The organism is Pseudomonas sp. Tn43 (genome assembly GCF_014192635.1).
Lineage (GTDB): Bacteria > Pseudomonadota > Gammaproteobacteria > Pseudomonadales > Pseudomonadaceae > Aquipseudomonas.
In genome coordinates this window covers 87,187-106,341 of sequence record NZ_JACHYG010000003.1, presented here as the reverse complement: position 1 = coordinate 106,341, position 19,155 = coordinate 87,187, and the positions used below count along the sequence as shown (strand labels likewise).

Genomic DNA, 19,155 nt, shown 5'->3' with positions numbered 1-19,155 from the left:
GACCATGGATATGCGTAAAAGCGGTCTGGTCAGCAGCAGCGATTCGGGTTCCTACTCGGACCTCAATCGCCTGAACCAACTCAAGGTCGGCGACAAGAACAGTGATGCGAACCTGCGCAAAGTGGCGCAGGAATTTGAATCGCTGTTTCTGGGTGAAATGCTCAAGTCCATGCGTTCGGCCACCGAAGCGCTGGGCCAGGACAACCCGCTCAACACACCGGCCGCCAAGCAATACCAGGAAATGTACGACCAGCAGTTGGCCGTTTCCCTGTCCCGCGAAGGCGGTGGTATTGGCCTGGCGGACGTGCTGATGCGCCAGATGTCGAAGAACAAACCAATGGCGCCGGGTGAGGCCGCGGCAGCGTCTGCCGCCAAGCAAGCGGCCGCGAAAGCCGCCGTGGAAACGCCGATTGCCGCCGGTACGGCTGCCACCCACGGGCCGCTGTCGCGTCTCAACGGTGAGCGCCCGTTGTGGGCTTCGCGCTCGGTGAAAACGCCGGAAAGCGCGGGCGAGGGCGCTCATCGCAATGACATGGCGCTGATCAATCAGCGGCGTCTGGCACTGCCGCCGAAACTGGCTGATCGTTTGCTCGCCGGGCTGGTGCCGTCGGCATCGAGCACTGCAACAACTGCAACAACCGCCACAACGGCGCAGAACACTATCGCAATGCCGCAGAGCACCAGGACCGGTTCCGGCCCTCTGTACAACGGCGATTGGCTGGCTGCGCAAACGGATACGACAGCCCGCGGGCGCCTGCAGATTTATGGGCGTGCCATGGCTCAAATCCCCTTGGCTCCGCCGAAAAAAGCCTTCAGTTCCGCCGACGAATTCGTCAACACCATGCTGCCGATGGCCAAAGAAGCTGCCGACCGTATCGGAGTCGATCCACGTTACCTGGTGGCTCAGGCTGCCCTGGAAACCGGTTGGGGCAAATCGGTCATGCGTGCCCAGGATGGCAGCAGCAGCCACAACCTGTTCGGCATCAAGGCCAGCAGTAACTGGAAGGGCGATTCGGCGCGGGCGATCACCAGCGAATTCAGAAATGGGGCGATGGTCAAGGAGACGGCCGAGTTCCGTTCCTACGGCTCTTTCAAAGACAGCTTCCATGACCTTGTAACGCTGCTGCAAAGCAATAATCGCTATCAAGATGTGCTGAAGTCGGCCGATAACCCAGAACAGTTTGTACGCGAGTTGCAAAAAGCCGGGTATGCAACCGACCCGGATTACGCAAGCAAGATTTCGCAGATAGCCAAGCAGATGACCAGTTACCAAAACTACGCTGCGGCGGGCGCTTCCATTACGCCTTTATAGGCACAAGGCATAAGGTCTGAACCATGAGTTTGCTCAATATCGGGATGTCGGGTTTATCCGCGGGTCAAACCGCGTTGATGGTGACCGGCAATAACATTGCCAACGCCGACACCGCCGGGTACTCACGCCAGCAAACCGTGCAGGGCACCAAGGCTTCGAATCCGTTCGGCAATGTCTACATTGGCACCGGTACGACCCTGGCCGATGTGCGTCGGGTGTACAACAGCTACCTCGATGCGCAGCTGCAGACCACCACTTCGCTTAACAGCGACTCGGCGGCCTACGCCGGGCAGATCAGCCCGCTCGATGCCTTGCTCTCGGACAGCGGCACCGGCCTCAATGGCGCCTTGACCAAGTTCTTCGCCTCGGTACAGAACGTCAACGCCAAGCCGGGCGACGATGCTTCCCGCCAACTGCTGCTCAGCGATGCGCAAGCTCTGAGCAACCGGTTCAACTCGATCTCCAGCCAGTTGACGCAGCAGAACGCCAACGTCAACGGCAACCTGGCGGACATGGCTGATCAGGTCAATAAACTGGCCGCCACCGTGGCCCAGCTGAACCAGAAGATTTCCGAAGTTTCCAAAGCCGGCGGCCAGCCCAACGACTTGCTCGATGCGCGCAACGAGACGGTACGCCAACTGTCCACTTTCACCGGTGCGCAGGTGATGGAGCGTGACGGTAACCTCGATATTTACCTGGGCAGCGGTCAGCCGCTGGTCATGGGCAGCACCGCCAGCAAACTGGAAGTGGTGCCGAGCAAAGACGACCCATCGCGCTCGGCCATTCAGCTCAATCGCGGTTCGAGCACCATCGACATCACCTCGGTGATGAGCGGTGGTGAAATGGGCGGCTTGCTGCGCTATCGCAGCACCGTCCTGGACCCGGCCATGAACGAGCTGGGACGTGTGGCGCTGGTCGTCGCCGATCAGATGAATACCATCCAGGCCCAGGGCATCGACAAGAACGGTGACTTCGGTTCGAACCTGTTCAACAGCATCAACAGCGCCGCGCAAATGGCTCAGCGCAGCGTTGCCACGGTCGGCAACAGCGCCGGCTCGGGCAACTTCGAGGTGAGCATCGAGGACAGCGGCAAGCTGACCATCAACGATTACAAGGTCATCTTCACCAGCGCCACCAACTACACCGTGCAGCGCCTGCCTGAAGGCACCGCCATGGGCGCATTCAGCACGCTGACCACGCCGCCGCCAGTGATCGATGGTTTCTCGATGAAGCTCACCGGTGGCACCGCAGCCGCCGGCGACACCTTCAAGATCACCCCGACCCGCAATGCGGCGACCACCATCAAGACCGAGATGACCGACGCCAAGCGTCTGGCCATCGCGGCCCCGTTGGGCGCGGCCATTGCAGCGGGCGGCAGCGGCACCTTGACGATTCCGGCCAGCGGTCAACCGACCCTGACCACGAAATTCGATATCTACGACACGGCGACCAGCACCACGATCCAGAACGGTCTGAAGACCTCGACTCCGGTCAAGATTGTGTTCGGCGCGACGGGCGGTGCGACCCAGACTTACGAACTGCTCGATGCCCAAGGCAACTCGCTCAGCACAGGCACCATTGTGCCGGGCCAAAACAATACGCTGAGCCTGACCATTCCACTGGTCGACGCCAGCGGTGCGGCGATCAATGATCCGGGACCGCCAATCGTGCAGCGCACGGTGTCGTTTGACATGACCGTGGCCGGTTCGCCAGGCCAAGGCTCTGCGATCAATGTCTCGCTCAGCCAGCCGGGTACGCTGGACAACCGCAACGGTACCGCACTGGCCGGCTTGCAGACCAAACAGACCGTGGACACCGGTTCGGCGAGCAAAGGCATTTCCCTGAACGATGCCTACGGCAAACTGGTTGAGGGCGTAGGCGCCAAAGCCGCCCAAGGCAAGCTCGACAGCGCGGCCACCGAAGCGATCCTGGCCAACGCCAAGGGCGCTCGCGACTCGTTGTCCGGGGTCGACCTCGATGAGGAAACCGGCAACCTGGTCAAGTACCAGCAGTACTACACCGCGTCTTCGCAGATCATCAAGGCTGCGCAGGAAATCTTCAGCACACTGATCAACAGTCTTTAAGGAGTCGTAGCCCATGCGCATTTCTACCGCCCAGTTTTACGAGTCCTCGGCCGCCAACTATCAGAAGAATTTCGCCAACGTGGTCAAGAGCAGCGAAGAGGCCAGCAGCCTGGTTCGTGTGAATACCGCGGCGGATGATCCGGTCGGTGCCTCGCGTTTGCTGCAACTGGGTCAGCAGGCGTCGATGCTTGATCAGTACGAGGCCAACACCACCACCATCAAGGCGACCCTGGGCACCACTGAAGCCGTGATGACCAGCATCAATAATGTGCTGCAACGCGCCAAGGAATTGGCCGTGGGCGCAGGCAACGCCGGTTATACCGATGCCGACCGCCAGGCCAACGCCTCGGAGCTGGGGCAGATCGAAGAGCAGTTGCTGAGCCTGATGAACAGCAAGGACGAGAACGGTAAATACATCTTCGCCGGCTCCAAGGGCGATACCGTGCCGTTCACACGCAACAACGATGGTACCTACAGCTACAACGGTGACCAGGTAACGCTTGACCTGGCGATCGGCGACACCATGTCGATGGCCACCAACAGCACCGGTTGGGACGTATTCCAACAGGCGATCAATACCAGCCGTAGCGAGGTCACCCGGACCGCGCCGGTCGTGGATGACGGCCGCGTGACCTTGTCCAACGGCCAAGTGTCTTCGAACGTCACCTACAACGCCAAATTCCGCAGCGGCGAGCCGTATACCGTGGACTTCGTCAGTGGCACCCAACTGAAAATCACTGACTCGGGCGGCAATGATGTGACTGCCGAAGCCAGCCAGGGTGGCGCATTCGATCCTGCCAGCAAGGCCGGCCAGGCCGTCACTTTCCGTGGCGTCGAGCTGACCCTGAACATCAACCTGAACGCCGGCGACACGGCGGCGACCGTGCTGCCTGGCCACACGTTTACCCTGGCGGCCAAGCCAGATACTTTCAGCGCAACCGGCAGCCCGGGCAATCCTTCGGCGGCGCAGGTCACCAACAGCAGCATCACCAACCCGGCGGATTACCACGCCAGTTTTCCTGGTGGCTCGGCGATCCTCAAGTTCACCAGCGCTACCGCCTTCGAGTTGTACGCAGCGCCTTTGACGGCCAGCAGTAAGCCGGTGTCGAGTGGAACCATGGCCGGCAGCGTCGCCACCGCCTCGGGTGTGAGCTTCACTGTCAGCGGTACGCCGGCTGCCAACGATCAGTTCAGCATTGCGGTCAACACTCATGAAACCCAGAACATCCTGGACACCGTGAGCCAGTTGAAAACCGCGTTGAATACACCAACCAATGGTGACCCGATCGCTACTCAGAAGCTGCAAGCGTCATTGGCGTCGGGTATTGCCAACCTGGCCAGCGGCACCGATCAGCTGTCCAGTGCCATTAGCTCGGTCGGTGGTCGCGGTGCTGCCCTGGATACCCAGAGCGATACCAACCAGAGTCTGAAACTGGCCAATGCCCAGACCCAGTCATCGATCCGCGATTCCGATCCGGCTGAAGTGATGACCCGTCTGACCTTGCAACAAACCATGTTGCAAGCCTCGCAACTGGCCTTCAGCAAAATTGCTCAGCTGGGCCTGTTCAACAAGGTCTGAGCCTGCGCCTGCCGAGCAGTCAACCGTCTTTTTTTAAGCGGTTCCGGGGCCTCTGCCTGAAAGGGTAGAGGCCCGCCGCTCGAGAGTTCCCGCCGTGAATCAACGTCCCCTCGTCAGCATCGTCATCCCAGCCTTCAACCCGCGCTTCTTCAGTCAGGCACTGGAAAGCGCGCTCGCCCAGACCTACGAGCACATCGAGATCGTCATCTGCGACGATTCGTCCAGCGACGAAATCCGCAACATTGTCGAGACCTTCGTCGAGCCGGCTCATCCGCTTCGTTACTTGCGCAATCCGCTGCGTCTGGGGTTGCAGAAAAACGTATTGCGTTGCGTCGAGCAAGCCCGGGGCGAGTTCATTAAAGTGCTGTGCGACGACGACCGTCTGTTTTCACCGAGCATTGCCTTGCAGGCACAGGTGTTGATAGACCACGCGGACGTGAATGTAGTGTTTGCCCTGCGAATGCTCAGCGACGCCGGCAATTTTCTGTTGCCGTCGCGGGTGGACAATTGCCGCTTTTGTCCAAGCGATGCGTTGCTCAAGGGCGACGATATGCTGGCGATTTTCGAGGGCGCGCCAAAGAACTTCCTCGGCAATTTCAGCTCTGCCTTGATGCGTCGCGCTGATGTGCTGGAGCTGTTGCCAGCCTTGATCCAGGAAGGCGCCGGGTTTATCGCCATGCTCGATTTCGCCTTGTTCGTGTGCCTGATGCGCCGCGCTAATCTGGTGTCACTAAGCACCGTGTTGAGCACCGAGCGGCTGTATCCGGAGCGACTGAGTCGAACCCCTGAGATGCTCAAGGCAGCGGCGCTCGAGTGGAGCTGGCTGGCGCAGATGCTCGCGGTACGCAGTGGCGAATCGGCGCCGGCATCGGGCTGGGTTCGCTATATCGACCTGAGCAAAGTCACTGATCAACCCCACGCCTGGGAAGAATTGTATGTGACGCGCATCCTCGGCAACCGCAGCACGGTGGTCAATGGTCGAGTAGGTGGGGAGAGCGAGAGTTACGTCGACTTCTATCGCCAATGGCTGGCGATACGCAGGTTCTCGGCAGTCGAGCAGCGGCTCATGCCAGCGTGCATCGACAGTTGGGCATTCCGCCCGCAGATCGTGCCGATCATCATTGACAGCCGTGCCGACAGCGCCGCGTTGAAGTCCACATTGCAAAGCATCAGTGCTCAGCTGTATACGCCTCAGGCGGTGGTGCTGCTGTCCGATGCGCACTGTGATGCCGATGATCGAATCGTTCAGTTGCCGTTCCAGTCGAACTGGGCGCAACAGCTCAATGCCGTGGTTCCGCAACTGGAAGGCGCCCACTGGTTTTACCTGCTGCGCGCTGGTGACACCTTGCGTGAATCGGCTCTGCTGATTCTGGCAGAGCGCATTGCCGGTTCTGCGGGGCTCCTCTGTGTCTACAGCGACGAGGGTGCGCTGGTCGACGGCGAGTCGATCGACCCGGTGTTCAAACCCGATTTCAACCTGGATCTGATGCGCGCCTATCCCTACGTCGGTCGAACCCTGGCCTTCGAACGTCAGCACTTCATGGAGCTGGGCGGGTTTGACCCGGCTCACGGCGAGCTGGCCCCCCATGACCTGATGTGGCGGCTGGTGGAAGAGGTCGGTCCGCAGACCATCGAACACATCGCGGAGATTCAGGTGGAGTCGAGCCTGGCCTTTTCCGACTGGCTGTCATTACCCGAAGTCATCGAAAACAACGCTGGCATGATCGGTGCGCACCTGGACCGTATCGGCGTGGCGCACGCTATCCGTCACGAAGAATTGCCACTGATCAATCGCATCGATTACCGACATGAGACGCGTCCGCTGGTATCGATCATCATCCAGACCGGTGATTCGCTTTACGCCTTGCAGCGTTGCATCGAAGGTTTGATCGAGCGCACGGCTTACACCCGGTACGAAATCCTGATCGTCGACAGCGGCACTGACGACCCGGCGATGCTCGACTGGTTGGTTGCCATGACGCAGCTGGGTGCCGCGATGCTGCGGGTGATCCGTTACGCCGGTGACGCCAACGACGCAGCGATCCGCAACTTCGCCGCGAGCTTGGCTCATGGCGAATACTTGCTGCTGCTCAATCCTCAGATATTGATCTGCGACAGCGATTGGCTGGACGAATTGCTCAACCACGCACAGCGTCCCGAAGTGGGGGTGGTCGGTACCCGGATTCTCAGTCCGCAGGGGGCGATCGTCAGCGCCGGGTTGATCCTCGGGTTGGCGGGGGCGGTCGGTTCGCCATTTTCCGGTGAGACTGCCGACTCTCGCGGCTACATGCAGCGGTTGCACGTGACCCAGAACTGGAGCGCGGTCAGTGACCGCTGTCTGATGGTTCGCAAGGAGGTTTTCGATAGTCTGGGGCAGCTCGATGAGGTGACGTTTACCCACAGCCTCAGCGATGTCGATTTGTGCCTGCGGGCGAACAATAACGGCTACCTGGTGGTCTGGACGCCTTACTCCAGCGTGGTACTGGCCCCGGAAGGCGAGGAGTCGACGCTGCAACTGTGCGAGCGTGAACAGGACGCCTTTTATCAAAAATGGCTGCCGAAGATCGCCAAGGATCCGGCCTACAGCCCGGCACTGAGCCTTGGGGTTTCCAGCTTCAGCCTGGAGCCTTCGCTACGCAACAACTGGAACCCGTTCTGCACCCGTGCATTGCCGTTGATTCTGGGTCTTCCGGTCAATAGCACTGCCGTCGGTCACTACCGGGTGATCGCGCCGCTGACGGAACTCGAAGCCACTGGACGAGTGATTGCACGGGTGGCCCATGAGTCGCCGTCGATCGTGGAAATCGAGCGTCTGTCCCCGGACACCATCGTCCTGCAAGGGCGTTACAGCGAAGGCTCAGCCGGCGATATTCTGCGGATGAAAAAGTATTCCAGCGCCCTGCGGGTTTTCGAACTCGACGACTACATCATTAGCGCACCGAAGAAAAACGCTCACGCCCGCAACAAGCCGGTCAACATCGAACAGATGCTGCGCGAAGGCATCGGCCTGTGCGATCGCTTGGTAGTCACGACCCAACCGTTGGCCAATATCTTGTCGAGCATGCACAACGACATTCGCGTGGTGCCGAACATGCTGTCGCCGGACCCTTGGGCCACGCTGACCAGTCGTCGCCGCACCTCCAGCAAGCCGCGCGTTGGTTGGGGGGGCGGGACCAGTCACACCGGGGACCTGGAGATCATTGCCGAGGTCGTGCGCGAGCTGGCGGACGAAGTCGAGTGGGTGTTCTTTGGCATGTGCCCCGACGCCTTGCGCCCGTATGTTCACGAGTTTCATTCCGCTATCGGCTTGCAAAGTTACCCGTTCAAACTGGCAAGCCTGAACCTCGATCTGGCACTGGCTCCGCTGGAGTTCCACATCTTCAACGATTGCAAAAGTAACCTGCGATTGCTGGAGTACGGCGCCTGCGGATACCCGGTGATCTGTACCGATACCGAGGCCTATCGCGGCCATTTGCCGTGCACCAGAGTCTTCAGTAACAGCACGGACGAATGGCTGCAGGCGATCCGCATGCACCTGGCCGACCCGGACGCCAGTTACCGCATGGGTGATGAACTGCGCGAAGCGGTTCATCGGGACTTCATGCTGCGGGGCGATAACTTGAACCACTGGTTGTGGGGTTGGTTGCCGGACTGATCTGTTATTACCTTCTAAACATCAAAAGATCGCAGGCTTCGACAGGGATGTTGGCCGAAGGCTCGGGCCGCGTTCGGACGATCTTTTTTGTCCTGCGCAATTGGCTCACTTCCTGCAAGTCACCCATATATCGCCATAAAACCTTCACTGCCAAGGGCGTGAGTGGCCCAGTGGCTGCGGGTAAATGATGTGCATCTGACGGTTCGCCGCCCCCCCCCTCGAGGGGCTGCCGCGCCGCGCGAAGAGCAAGAGGACAGCGATGAAGGCAGTAATTCTGGCGGGTGGTCTCGGTACGCGCATCAGCGAAGAGTCGCACCTCAAGCCCAAGCCGATGATCGAGATCGGCGGCAAGCCAATTCTTTGGCACATCATGAAACAGTACTCCGCCCACGGAATTCATGACTTCGTGATTTGCCTTGGCTACAAGGGATACGCGATCAAGGACTTCTTCGCCAACTACTTCCTGCACACCTCCGACGTCACCTTCGACATGCGCAACAACCGCATGGATGTTCACCAGAACTTCAGCGAGCCGTGGAGCGTCACCCTCATCGACACCGGCGAGGAAACCATGACCGGTGGCCGTCTGTTGCGCGCGCAGCCCTATCTGAAAGGCGAAAATGCCTTTTGCTTCACCTATGGCGATGGCGTCTCCGACGTCGATATCAGTGCGCTGCTGAATTTTCATGAGGGCCACGGCAAGTTGGCCACCGTCACCGCTGTGCAACCCCCTGGTCGTTATGGCGCCCTGCAACGCGTTGGCGACCAGGTAATGGGGTTCACGGAAAAGCCACGTGGTGATGGTGGCTGGATCAATGGTGGTTTTTTTGTCCTGTCACCGCAGGTACTGCGCTACATCGCGGGTGATGCCACCAGTTGGGAAGCGGAGCCGCTGATGCGTCTGGCCGAGCTTGAGCAATTGCGTGCCTTCGAGCACTCGGGCTTCTGGCAACCGATGGATACCCTGCGCGACAAGAACCACCTCGAAGCACTGTGGCAGAGCGGGGAGGCCCCATGGAAACAATGGGACTGAGCCCGCAATTCTGGTGCAGCAAACGGGTGCTGGTCACCGGGCACACCGGTTTCAAGGGCAGTTGGCTGACTCTGTGGCTGCAAAGCCTCGGTGCCGAGGTCAGCGGTTTTGCCCTCGACCCGTCTACTGAGCCAAGCCTGTTCGAACTGGCGCGGGTGCACGAAGGCATCAATGACCAACGCGGCGATCTGCGTGACCTCGGTGCCCTGCTGGAACTGATCGCCGAGACGCAGCCGCAAATCGTCCTGCACCTGGCGGCCCAGCCGCTGGTGCGCGAAGGCTATCGCGATCCGCTGGGCACCTACTCCAGCAATGTCATGGGCACGCTCAACCTGCTCGAAGCGATCCGTCAGGTCGGCGGCGTGCGTGCCTGCGTGCTGGTGACCACCGACAAGGTCTATGCCAACAAGGAATGGCTGTGGCCCTACCGTGAGGACGAAGCGCTCGGTGGTCACGATCCGTACAGCAGCAGCAAGGCTTGCTGCGAGTTGCTGGCCCAGTCTTATGCCGCGTCGTTTTTCCCCGCCGAAAAGTATGCCGAGCACGGCCTGGCGTTGGCCACTGCCCGTGCCGGCAACGTACTGGGTGGTGGCGACTTTGCCCCGGAGCGCCTGATTCCCGATGTACTCAAAGCCTGGTCAGCCGACGAACCGGTGACCCTGCGCTACCCGCACGCCGTGCGCCCATGGCAACACGCCCTAGAGCCGCTGGCCGGTTATCTGCAACTGGCTGCCGGTCTCTACGAACAAGGCCCTGAGTTTGCCGGTGCATGGAACTTCGGCCCGAGCGAAGCCGACATGTGCAGCGTCGGAGAAGTGGTCGAGTTGCTCGCCAACCGCTGGCCGCAAGCACGTGGATTGCGCATCGAACCCAGTGATTTGCACGAAGCAGGCTTGCTGCGCCTGGATAGCAGTCGCGCTCGTCAGTTGCTTGGCTGGCAACCACGCTGGTCGTTGCAGCAATGCCTGACCCAGACCCTCGATTGGCATCTGGCGTGGCAGAACGGTGACGACATGCGCACGATGACTTTGTGTCAATTGAATTTCTACAGGGAACGGTCATGACTGAGTTCACGCTCCAGACGCTGGCGCTGGAAGGGTTGTATCTGATCCAGCAAAAAGTGTTCTGCGATGATCGAGGCCGGTTTGCCCGGCTGTTTTGCCAGACCCGTCTGACATTGCAGGGCCGCCCGTTTGCCATACGTCAGATCAACCATTCGCGTACGGTTGAAAAGGGGAGTGTGCGTGGCCTGCACTATCAGAAAGCTGGTCATGCAGAGTCCAAGCTGATCACCTGCATACGTGGTGCGGTGTGGGACGTGGTGGTGGATCTGCGGCCCCAGTCACCGACGTATTTGCAGTGGCACGCCGAAGAATTACAGGCCGATGATGGGCGCAGTTTGCTTATTCCGGCGGGTTTCGCTCATGGTTTTCAATCCCTGACCGACGACTCGGAAGTGCTCTATCTGACAGACGCGGACTACGCGCCGGATCATGAAGCAGGCCTGTCGGTCACAGATCCTGCGCTGTCGATCCCTTGGCCATTGCCCGTCAAGAACCTGTCGGCCAAAGATGCGTGCCATCCACTGCTGAACAAAGACTTCAGCGGAGTCGAACTGTGATGGGGCACCCCATGACAGTGCTGGTTACTGGCGCCACCGGTTTTGTCGGCCGGCATCTGATCAGCGCCTTGCTCGCCAAAGGCTTCAAGGTCCGTGCGGTTTCTCGAAATATCGTAGCTGCGCGTGCCATGCCGTGGTTCGATGAAGTGGAGTTTGTCGCCGCGGATATCCACACACCGGATCTAGACGTGGAAAGCCTGGCCGATAGCATTGATGCTATTGCGCATCTGGCGTGGGCCGGCCTGCCGAACTACCAGGCACTGTTCCATTTCGAGCGAAACCTGCCATTGGATTACGCGTTTCTCAAGCGGTTGATCGAGGCCGGTGTCAGCCAGGTGCTGGTCACTGGAACCTGTTTTGAGTATGGGCTGCAAAGTGGCCCGTTAAGTGAGGCGATGGCCGCACAGCCTTGCACCCCCTATGGCCTGGCCAAACACACGTTGCGCCTGTTCCTCGAAGCCTTGCAGCGTGAGCACGCGTTCACATTGCAGTGGGTACGGCTGTTCTATCTGCATGGCGAGGGACAGAACCCCAACAGCTTGTTGGCCAGTCTCGATCGGGCCATCGACGCCGGTGACACGCAGTTCAATATGTCGAAGGGCGACCAGTTGCGTGACTACCTGGACATCAGGCAGGCCGCTTCCCGGCTTGCATCACTCATTGCCCGTCGCGATGTCGATGGTGTGATCAACTGTTGCAGCGGCCAACCGGTGTCCGTGCGGGCGCTGGTTGAGCAGCGTGTGCGCGAGCGCCAATCCTCCATCGTCCTGAATCTTGGGCACTACGGTTATTCCGTCCATGAACCCATGGCGTTTTGGGGTGTTGCCCAGCGGATTTCGCAACTGACGGGAGAAGAGCATGCAGCATGAACTCTATCGAGCGTCCGGGCTGCCGGTTCTGCAGAACCGCACGTTTGCCAGTGCTGAACAGGCGCAGGTGTCGGGCAGCGCGGATATTGTGCTGGTGCAGGACAGCCGGAGCGGGCTCATCTTCAACCAGGCATTTGACGCAAGCAAACTCTGCTATGACGCCGACTATCAAAACGAACAGGCCCATTCGGCGCAATTTCAGCAGCACCTGAATGATGTCGAAGCGATCCTGGCACGTCATTTCAAGAGTAAAAGCCTGATTGAAGTCGGCTGCGGCAAAGGCTACTTCCTGGAGACGCTTCGGGGGCTCGGCTATGCCATCACCGGGATCGACCCTTCCTATGAAGGTGACAATGTCGAAGTGATCAAAGCCCCTTTCACCCGGGAACTGGGGCTGGCCGCCGAAGCGATCGTCCTGCGCCACGTGCTGGAACATATCAGCGACCCGGTCAGTTTCCTGGCTGAAATTGCCCGTGCCAACCATGGTGGGCAGATTTACATCGAAGTGCCGTGCTTCGACTGGATTGTTGAGCACAACGCCTGGTTCGATGTTTTCTACGAACACGTGAATTACTTCCGTCGTGCGGATTTGCGCGCAATGTTCGGAACGGTGCTCGAGGCGGGGCACCTTTTCGGTGGTCAGTACCTGTACATCGTTGCGGATCTGTCGACGTTGCGCCGCATGCCGGTCGAGGCACCGTCGTTGCTGACGCTGTCGGAACATTTCACCGCCAGCCTCGACCGCGCCGTGCAGATCATCCAGGCCGCGCCCGAGCAGGGTTCGGCGATCTGGGGCGCGTCGTCCAAAGGCGTGATTTATTCGCTGTTCCTGCAACGAGCGGGCGTGGCGGTGGATCGCGTGGTGGATATCAATCCGGCCAAACAGGGTCGTTATCTACCTCTGAGCGGCGTGCGGGTGTCCTCACCGCAAGAGGCCATGGATGCCTTGCCCAAAGGCGCCAACCTGTTTGTGATGAACTCCAACTACCTCGAAGAAATCAAGCGGATGACCGGTGGACGCTACGTCTATCACGCCGTCGACAGCGCTTCGTTCCAGTGACTATTGAGATTCTGAAATGACCGACAACAGCATCAACAAAGCCTTCGAAGCCGAATGCCGGGAACAAATCGCCCAGCAAGGTGACGACCAGAAACTCACCGGCCTGGCCCAAGAGTTTTTCAACGAATCGGCCAAGCACAAATACAGCTACCACTTCTCGTGGATGGGCCGTCCGATCATCCAGCTGCCGCAAGACATGATGGCGATGCAGGAAATCATCTGGCAGGTCAAGCCGGATCTGGTGATCGAGTGCGGCATCGCCCACGGCGGTTCGATCATCTACTACGCATCCTTGCTGGAGCTGCAAGGCCACGGCGAAGTGCTGGGCATCGACCTGGACATCCGTGCGCACAACCGCGAAGCCATCGAAAGCCACCCGATGAGCAAGCGCATCAAGATGATCGAAGGCTCGAGCATCGATCCTGCGATCGCCGCACAAGTGCGCGCTGCCGCCGAAGGCAAGAAAGTCATTCTGGTGCTGGACTCCAACCACACCCACGATCACGTACTCGAAGAGTTGCGTCTGTATGCACCACTGGTTTCGGTGGACAGCTACTGCGTGGTCATGGACACCGTGGTTGAAGACATGCCGGCCGATTTCTTCCCGGATCGTCCTTGGGGCCCGGGCGATAACCCGAAGACCGCGGTGTGGAAGTACCTGGAAGAAAACCAGGACTTCGAAATCGATCGGCAACTGCAAAACAAGCTGCTGATCACCGTAGCGCCGGATGGTTATCTGCGCCGCGTTCGTTAACAAAAAGTGGTTTCAGGTTCTTGGCGATTGGCCGGTTGTGGGGATGGAAAGATGCAGGTTCAAAACAGTGCTCAAAACAACGTTGCGCCGCTGAGCGAGCGGTTCACGGTGGTGGTGATTTCCCACAACCGGAACGCGTTCCTGCGGCGTACTTTGCAGTACTACCGTAACTATCCCTGTACGATTCTGGTTCTGGATTCGTCCGTTGAGGGCGATGAGCACATGGCCCGGGACTTCCCGTCAGTCGACTATCGCCACTTGCCGCAATACACCTATCAAGGGCTGCAGGAAAAACTCACCTACGGCGTCAATCAGGTCACCACGCCGTACATGGTGTTTGCTGCCGATGACGACTTCCTGTTGCAGGATGCCCTGACCGAGTCGGTGGAGTTTCTTGAAGCCAACCCTGACTATGGCCTGTGCCATGGCTACGGGATGATGTACCTGGCCCGTGCCACCGAAGTGAACTACTACCGCCGCGACCAAAGGGTACAAGAGGATTACAACTCGCAACAGCCTGAAGGTCGGGTAATGGAATTCATGGGCCAGTTCCTGCCGCCGTTCTATGCGGTGACCCGCACGGACCTGCTGCAACAGTGGTACAGCCTGTTGCCTCCCGGCACCAGTTTCGAGTGGCAGGAAATCGGCCACGCGTTCTACCTGCTGGCGTGTTCCAAGGCGCGGATCTTGCCGATTCCCTACGCTGTGCGTGAGGCGAATTATGGCGCCTCGGATCACCAAACCAATGTGTTGACCGTGCTGACGTACAAAGATGCGAAAACCGTCGCCGACCGCGAGCAGTTTGCGCAATTCCTGGCCTCGATCCCGACGCAGTTCAGCGACAGTGACAGCGACCCGGCCCGGGTCAAACAGATTGTTCTGGACAGTTTTACCGCCATGGCCGACTGCCTGCTCGAAGGTCGCTCGCTCAGAGCTACCCTGATCTTCCGTTCGACCTGGATCGAGGCGGGGCGCGAGCCGGTTCGCTCGTTCGGCCCCGAGCAGTTCGTCGAAATGCCGTTCTACAACAAACCGATGTTCGACCTGTTGACCGAGTTCGAATTCCTGCTGCACGCCATGCCTGCCGGTCGCCTGCAACTTCAGGAGCTGGAAGGCATCCTGCTCAAGCAGCATGAGTTGATGCGCGTTCACCCCAACGACACCGACCGCACCCTCCGCGCCCGTTTGTGGGAGGCACTGAGTCTTAACCGGTTCAACCGGTCGGTGGTCAAGCGCCTGATCGAGTCGCTCGAAGGCAGCGAAGACCAGAATGAGAAGCTCAAGCTTCAAGCATGGGCCACACGTCTGGATTCGGTACCGGGGCAGGATGACCGCACACTGTTTCAGAACATGCCGTCCGGGCGTTTGCTCGACTGGATCGAAGCGCGCAATCCCGATACCGCTCAACTTTCAGCGATCTCCAAACATCTGGCCAGGCACAATGGTGGCCCTCAATTCGGCATTCTGCTGCTTGATCTGGACGCAGACATGTTTAAGTTGCAGGCGACCTTCGATAGCTTGGTCAACGGCCACTGCAAAGCCTTCAAAGTGGTGGTCTTCACTACCGGTGACTTGCCGGCAACCACGTCGGTGCGCGACACCGTGCACTTCGTTAAAGTCACCACTGCCAACTACGTTGAGCGCATCAACCAGATCGTCGTCCAGTGGTCTGTCGACTGGCTGCTGCTGGCCGAGGCCGGAGACCAGTTGACCCCAAGCGGGTTGCTGCGCGCCAGCCTTGAGCTGATCGGTGCCGAGAGTGTGCGTGCGGTGGCGATGGATGAAATTCAGCGTCAGGCCAACGGTTCTCTGGCGGATGTATTCCGCCCTGGCGTCAACCTCGACCTGCTGCAAACCGTGCCGTCACTGATGGCGCGGCATTGGTTGATCCGGCGTGATGTGTTGGCTCAGGCCAGAGGCTTCTCGACCGAGTACACCCAGGCCCTGGAGTTTGACCTGTTGCTGCGTCTGATCGAAGACGGCGGTCTCGGTGGTCTGGCTCATCTGGCCGAACCCTTGCTGATCTGCAACGCGCCGGCCACTGAAGAGAATGTTCAGGAACGTCAGGTCCTGAGCCGGCATCTGACCAATCGTGGGTATCGCGGCCAGGTCAGCTCGACGCTGCCGCAGACCTGGCAGATCGACTATCAACACGCTCAGCGACCGATGGTTTCGATCATCCTCCAGAGCCAGGACAACCTGGAACACCTGCAACGTGCATTGGTCAGCGTACTGCAACGCACCCGCTACCAGCGTCACGAAGTGCTGATTGCCGACAACCACAGCCAATCGCCAGAACTGGCCGAATGGCTGAGCAGCCTTGAGGGCAAAGGCGATCGCATTCGTGTAGTGCGCAGCGGTCAGCGCCTGAGTGCCTCGGCGCTGAATAATTTTGCCTGCGCGGAGGCCAAAGGAGACTACCTGGTGTTGCTGTCGGCAGAGTCCGAAGTGATCAATGCCAATTGGCTCGATGCCCTGCTCAATCAGGCTCAGCGTCCGGAAGTCGGCATCGTTGGCGCCAAATTGATGGACATTCGTGGCGTCACCACCCAGGCCGGGTTGGTCCTGGGTTTGAATGGCGATATTGACTCGGCGTTTATCGGTGAGCGTAAAGACGCCAAAGGCTATCTGAATGGCCATCAAGTGGAGCAGAACTATTCGGCGGTGTCCGGTGCGTGCCTGATGATTCGCAAGGACTTGTATGAAGCGGTCGGAGGCCTGGACGAAGAGCATTTTGACGAGGCCTTCGCTGATGTCGACCTGTGCCTGAAAGTCGCCGAGGCCGGTTACCTCACTGTCTGGACGCCACAAGCGCAACTGTTGCACCCGGGCGTGCTGCCTGAATCAACCCAGGCCCGTGCCGCTCTGCGCGACAAGTGGCAGGCCCGCTTCGAACACGACTCGGCCTGCAACCAGAACCTGGCCTTGACTGGCAAGGGCTTTACTCTCGGCGAACCGACCAGCGTGAACTGGGCGCAGTTGCTCGCATAAGCCTGGCTGACAGGTAAAAGGATTCAAGGCATGTTCAACGGTAAATCGATTTTCATCTCTGGCGGCACCGGCTCGTTCGGGCGCAATTTCATCCGCCGCTTGCTGGAGCAATACCAGCCCAAGCGGGTGGTGGTGTTCTCCCGCGATGAGCTCAAGCAGTACGAGATGCAACAGACGTTCAACGCGCCGTGCATGCGTTACTTCATCGGCGATGTGCGCGATGCCGAGCGCTTGCGTCAGGCCATGCGCGGGATCGATTACGTGGTGCATGCAGCGGCCCTCAAGCAAGTGCCGGCGGCGGAATACAACCCCACCGAATGCATCCGCACCAACGTCAACGGCGCGGAAAACATCATTGCCGCGGCCATCGACAACGGCGTGAAAAAAGTCGTGGCGCTGTCTACCGACAAGGCCGCCAGCCCGATCAACCTGTACGGCGCGACCAAGTTGCTGTCGGACAAGCTGTTCGTTGCTGCGAACAATATCGCCGGGGATCAGAACACACGTTTTTCGGTGGTCCGTTATGGCAACGTCGCCGGTTCGCGCGGTTCGGTGGTGCCGTTCTTCAGCAAACTGATTGCCGAAGGCGCCAAAGAGCTGCCGATCACCGATGAGCGCATGACGCGTTTCTGGATCACCCTCGATCACGGTGTGAAGTTTGTGCTCGACAGTTTTGCCCGCATGCACGGCGGTGAAGTGTTCGTGCCGAAGATCCCGTCGATTCGCATCGTCGATCTGGCGCGGGGCATGGCTGGACATTTGCCGCACAAGAACGTCGGCATTCGTCCGGGGGAAAAACTCCATGAACTGATGGTGCCGCTGGACGACGCGCGCATGACCCTGGAGTTCGATGATCACTACACCATCCAGCCGTCGATTCGCTTCACCAGCGTCGACGTGGATTTTGCTGTCGACAAACTGGGCGAGCAGGGCCGGCCGGTGAGCGAAGATTTCGAGTACCGCTCCGACACCAACCCGCACTTCCTCTCGGTCGGCCAGATCGCTGACCTGCATGCGGAGCTGTCGGCATGATTCCCTACGGTCGGCAAAGTCTGGATCAGGCAGACATCGACGCGGTGGTTGCCGTGTTGCAGTCCGACTGGCTGACGCAAGGGCCGACCATCGAGCGTTTCGAACAGGCCATGGCCGAGCGTTGCCAGGCCGATTTCGCGGTGGCGGTGTGCAATGCCACGGCGGCGCTGCACATTGCCTGTCTCGCCGCCGGCCTCGGGCCGGGCGATCGGTTATGGACCACGCCGAACACCTTTTTGGCCTCGGCCAACTGCGGGCGCTACTGCGGCGCGGAGGTCGACTTCGTCGATATCGATCCACTGACCTGGAACCTCGACGCTTACACCTTGGCGTCGAAGCTTGAGCTCGCCGAGCGCGACGGCAAGCTGCCGAAAGTGCTGGTGGCGGTGGCGTTTTCCGGGCAGAGCTGCGATATGCGCATGATTGCCGAACTGGCCGAGCGCTATGGTTTTACGGTGATCGAGGACGCTTCCCATGCGGTCGGCGCATCCTATGCCGGGCGTCCGGTGGGTTGCGGCGAATTCGCGGCAATGACCGTGTTCAGTTTTCATCCGGTGAAGATCATCACCAGTGCCGAAGGCGGCATGGTGTTGACCAATCGCCCGGAACTGGCCGAGCGCTTGCAGCGCCTGCGCAGCCACGGCATGACTCGTGATCCCGACCAGATGACCGAACCCAGCCACGGCCCCTGGTACTACCAGCAGGTAGAACTGGGCTTCAATTACCGCATCACTGACCTGCAAGCGGCCCTCGGTCTGTCACAGCTGAACAAGCTCGACGGTTTCATCGAGCGTCGGCGTGAACTGGCGGCGCGTTACGACCGGTTGCTGGCGTACCTGCCGCTGACCTTGCCCAGCGCGCAGCCCGAGGCCGAGTCGGCGTGGCATCTGTACGTGGTGCGCTTGCAGACGGAACGGATCAACCTCAGTCATCGACAGGTGTTCGAAGGTTTGCGAGCAGCCGGGGTGGGTGTGAACCTGCACTATATTCCGCTGCACTTGCAGCCGTACTATCGCGACCTGGGTTTTGCCGAGGGTGATTTCCCCCAGGCCGAACGTTATTACGCCGAGGCCATCAGCCTGCCGCTGTTTCCTCTGCTGAGCGATGAACAGCAGGATTATGTGGTCGAGCAATTGCGCCGACTGATTCTTGAGGAGTAGAGACT

The 19,155-nt window shown here is 59.7% G+C and carries 13 protein-coding genes; all 13 read left to right on the top strand.

Features of this window, described 5'->3' with window-relative positions; genetic code table 11:
• The first annotated feature begins 4 nt into the window (after window positions 1-4).
• The 13 genes from flgJ to pseC all read left to right on the top strand — a co-directional run bounded on the left by flgJ (window position 5) and on the right by pseC (window position 19,150).
• Complete coding sequence (gene flgJ / locus FHW68_RS08990) at window positions 5-1,312, top strand: flagellar assembly peptidoglycan hydrolase FlgJ (protein WP_183680048.1); 1,308 nt, start codon at window positions 5-7, stop codon at window positions 1,310-1,312.
• 23 nt (window positions 1,313-1,335) lie between these two features.
• Window positions 1,336-3,396 carry a flagellar hook-associated protein FlgK gene (flgK, locus tag FHW68_RS08985; protein ID WP_183680046.1) on the top strand — a complete coding sequence of 687 codons (2,061 nt, stop codon included), beginning with the start codon at window positions 1,336-1,338 and terminating at the stop codon, window positions 3,394-3,396.
• Window positions 3,397-3,409: 13 nt separating this feature from the next.
• Entirely contained in the window at window positions 3,410-4,975 is a 1,566-nt protein-coding gene (locus FHW68_RS08980) for a flagellar hook-associated protein 3 (protein WP_183680044.1), read from the top strand.
• A gap of 94 nt (window positions 4,976-5,069) precedes the next feature.
• On the top strand, window positions 5,070-8,630 hold the full coding sequence (locus FHW68_RS08975) for a glycosyltransferase (protein WP_183680042.1): 3,561 nt from the start codon (window positions 5,070-5,072) through the stop codon (window positions 8,628-8,630).
• 259 nt (window positions 8,631-8,889) lie between these two features.
• Window positions 8,890-9,663 (top strand): glucose-1-phosphate cytidylyltransferase, encoded by a 774-nt coding sequence (gene rfbF / locus FHW68_RS08970; RefSeq protein ID WP_183680040.1) that lies wholly within the window; start codon window positions 8,890-8,892, stop codon window positions 9,661-9,663.
• The gene (gene rfbG, locus FHW68_RS08965) at window positions 9,645-10,727 is read left to right on the top strand and encodes a CDP-glucose 4,6-dehydratase (protein WP_183680038.1); all 1,083 of its coding nucleotides are present in this window, start codon (window positions 9,645-9,647) and stop codon (window positions 10,725-10,727) included. The genes rfbF and rfbG overlap by 19 nt, the downstream gene beginning before the upstream one ends.
• Window positions 10,724-11,284: a dTDP-4-dehydrorhamnose 3,5-epimerase gene (rfbC, locus tag FHW68_RS08960; RefSeq protein ID WP_183680036.1), complete on the top strand. Its 561-nt coding sequence runs from the start codon at window positions 10,724-10,726 to the stop codon at window positions 11,282-11,284. The genes rfbG and rfbC overlap by 4 nt, the downstream gene beginning before the upstream one ends.
• An 11-nt stretch (window positions 11,285-11,295) precedes the next feature.
• Window positions 11,296-12,153 (top strand): NAD(P)-dependent oxidoreductase, encoded by an 858-nt coding sequence (locus tag FHW68_RS08955; protein WP_183680034.1) that lies wholly within the window; start codon window positions 11,296-11,298, stop codon window positions 12,151-12,153.
• Entirely contained in the window at window positions 12,143-13,213 is a 1,071-nt protein-coding gene (locus tag FHW68_RS08950) for a class I SAM-dependent methyltransferase (protein WP_183680032.1), read from the top strand. The genes FHW68_RS08955 and FHW68_RS08950 overlap by 11 nt, the downstream gene beginning before the upstream one ends.
• Before the next feature lie 16 nt (window positions 13,214-13,229).
• A complete protein-coding gene (locus FHW68_RS08945; RefSeq protein WP_183680030.1) occupies window positions 13,230-13,967 on the top strand; it encodes a cephalosporin hydroxylase family protein in 738 nt (245 codons plus the stop codon).
• Between the two features lie 51 nt (window positions 13,968-14,018).
• Window positions 14,019-16,958, top strand: a complete 2,940-nt coding sequence (locus tag FHW68_RS08940; RefSeq protein WP_183680028.1) for a TIGR00180 family glycosyltransferase — start codon at window positions 14,019-14,021, stop codon at window positions 16,956-16,958.
• 30 nt (window positions 16,959-16,988) lie between these two features.
• Entirely contained in the window at window positions 16,989-17,990 is a 1,002-nt protein-coding gene (gene pseB / locus FHW68_RS08935; protein ID WP_095634451.1) for a UDP-N-acetylglucosamine 4,6-dehydratase (inverting), read from the top strand.
• Window positions 17,987-19,150 (top strand): UDP-4-amino-4,6-dideoxy-N-acetyl-beta-L-altrosamine transaminase, encoded by a 1,164-nt coding sequence (pseC, locus tag FHW68_RS08930; protein WP_095634452.1) that lies wholly within the window; start codon window positions 17,987-17,989, stop codon window positions 19,148-19,150. Before pseB ends, pseC begins: the two co-directional genes overlap by 4 nt.
• The last annotated feature ends 5 nt before the right edge of the window (window positions 19,151-19,155 follow it).

What these genes read in the sequence shown, in the direction of transcription:
- flgJ (WP_183680048.1), top strand. Translation starts at nt 5, where the DNA reads ATGGATATGCGTAAAAGCGGTCTGGTCAGCAGCAGCGATTCGGGTTCC.
- flgK (WP_183680046.1), top strand. Translation starts at nt 1,336, where the DNA reads ATGAGTTTGCTCAATATCGGGATGTCGGGTTTATCCGCGGGTCAAACC.
- FHW68_RS08980 (WP_183680044.1), top strand. Translation starts at nt 3,410, where the DNA reads ATGCGCATTTCTACCGCCCAGTTTTACGAGTCCTCGGCCGCCAACTAT.
- rfbF (WP_183680040.1), top strand. Translation starts at nt 8,890, where the DNA reads ATGAAGGCAGTAATTCTGGCGGGTGGTCTCGGTACGCGCATCAGCGAA.
- rfbG (WP_183680038.1), top strand. Translation starts at nt 9,645, where the DNA reads ATGGAAACAATGGGACTGAGCCCGCAATTCTGGTGCAGCAAACGGGTG.
- rfbC (WP_183680036.1), top strand. Translation starts at nt 10,724, where the DNA reads ATGACTGAGTTCACGCTCCAGACGCTGGCGCTGGAAGGGTTGTATCTG.
- FHW68_RS08955 (WP_183680034.1), top strand. Translation starts at nt 11,296, where the DNA reads ATGACAGTGCTGGTTACTGGCGCCACCGGTTTTGTCGGCCGGCATCTG.
- FHW68_RS08950 (WP_183680032.1), top strand. Translation starts at nt 12,143, where the DNA reads ATGCAGCATGAACTCTATCGAGCGTCCGGGCTGCCGGTTCTGCAGAAC.
- FHW68_RS08945 (WP_183680030.1), top strand. Translation starts at nt 13,230, where the DNA reads ATGACCGACAACAGCATCAACAAAGCCTTCGAAGCCGAATGCCGGGAA.
- FHW68_RS08940 (WP_183680028.1), top strand. Translation starts at nt 14,019, where the DNA reads ATGCAGGTTCAAAACAGTGCTCAAAACAACGTTGCGCCGCTGAGCGAG.
- pseB (WP_095634451.1), top strand. Translation starts at nt 16,989, where the DNA reads ATGTTCAACGGTAAATCGATTTTCATCTCTGGCGGCACCGGCTCGTTC.
- pseC (WP_095634452.1), top strand. Translation starts at nt 17,987, where the DNA reads ATGATTCCCTACGGTCGGCAAAGTCTGGATCAGGCAGACATCGACGCG.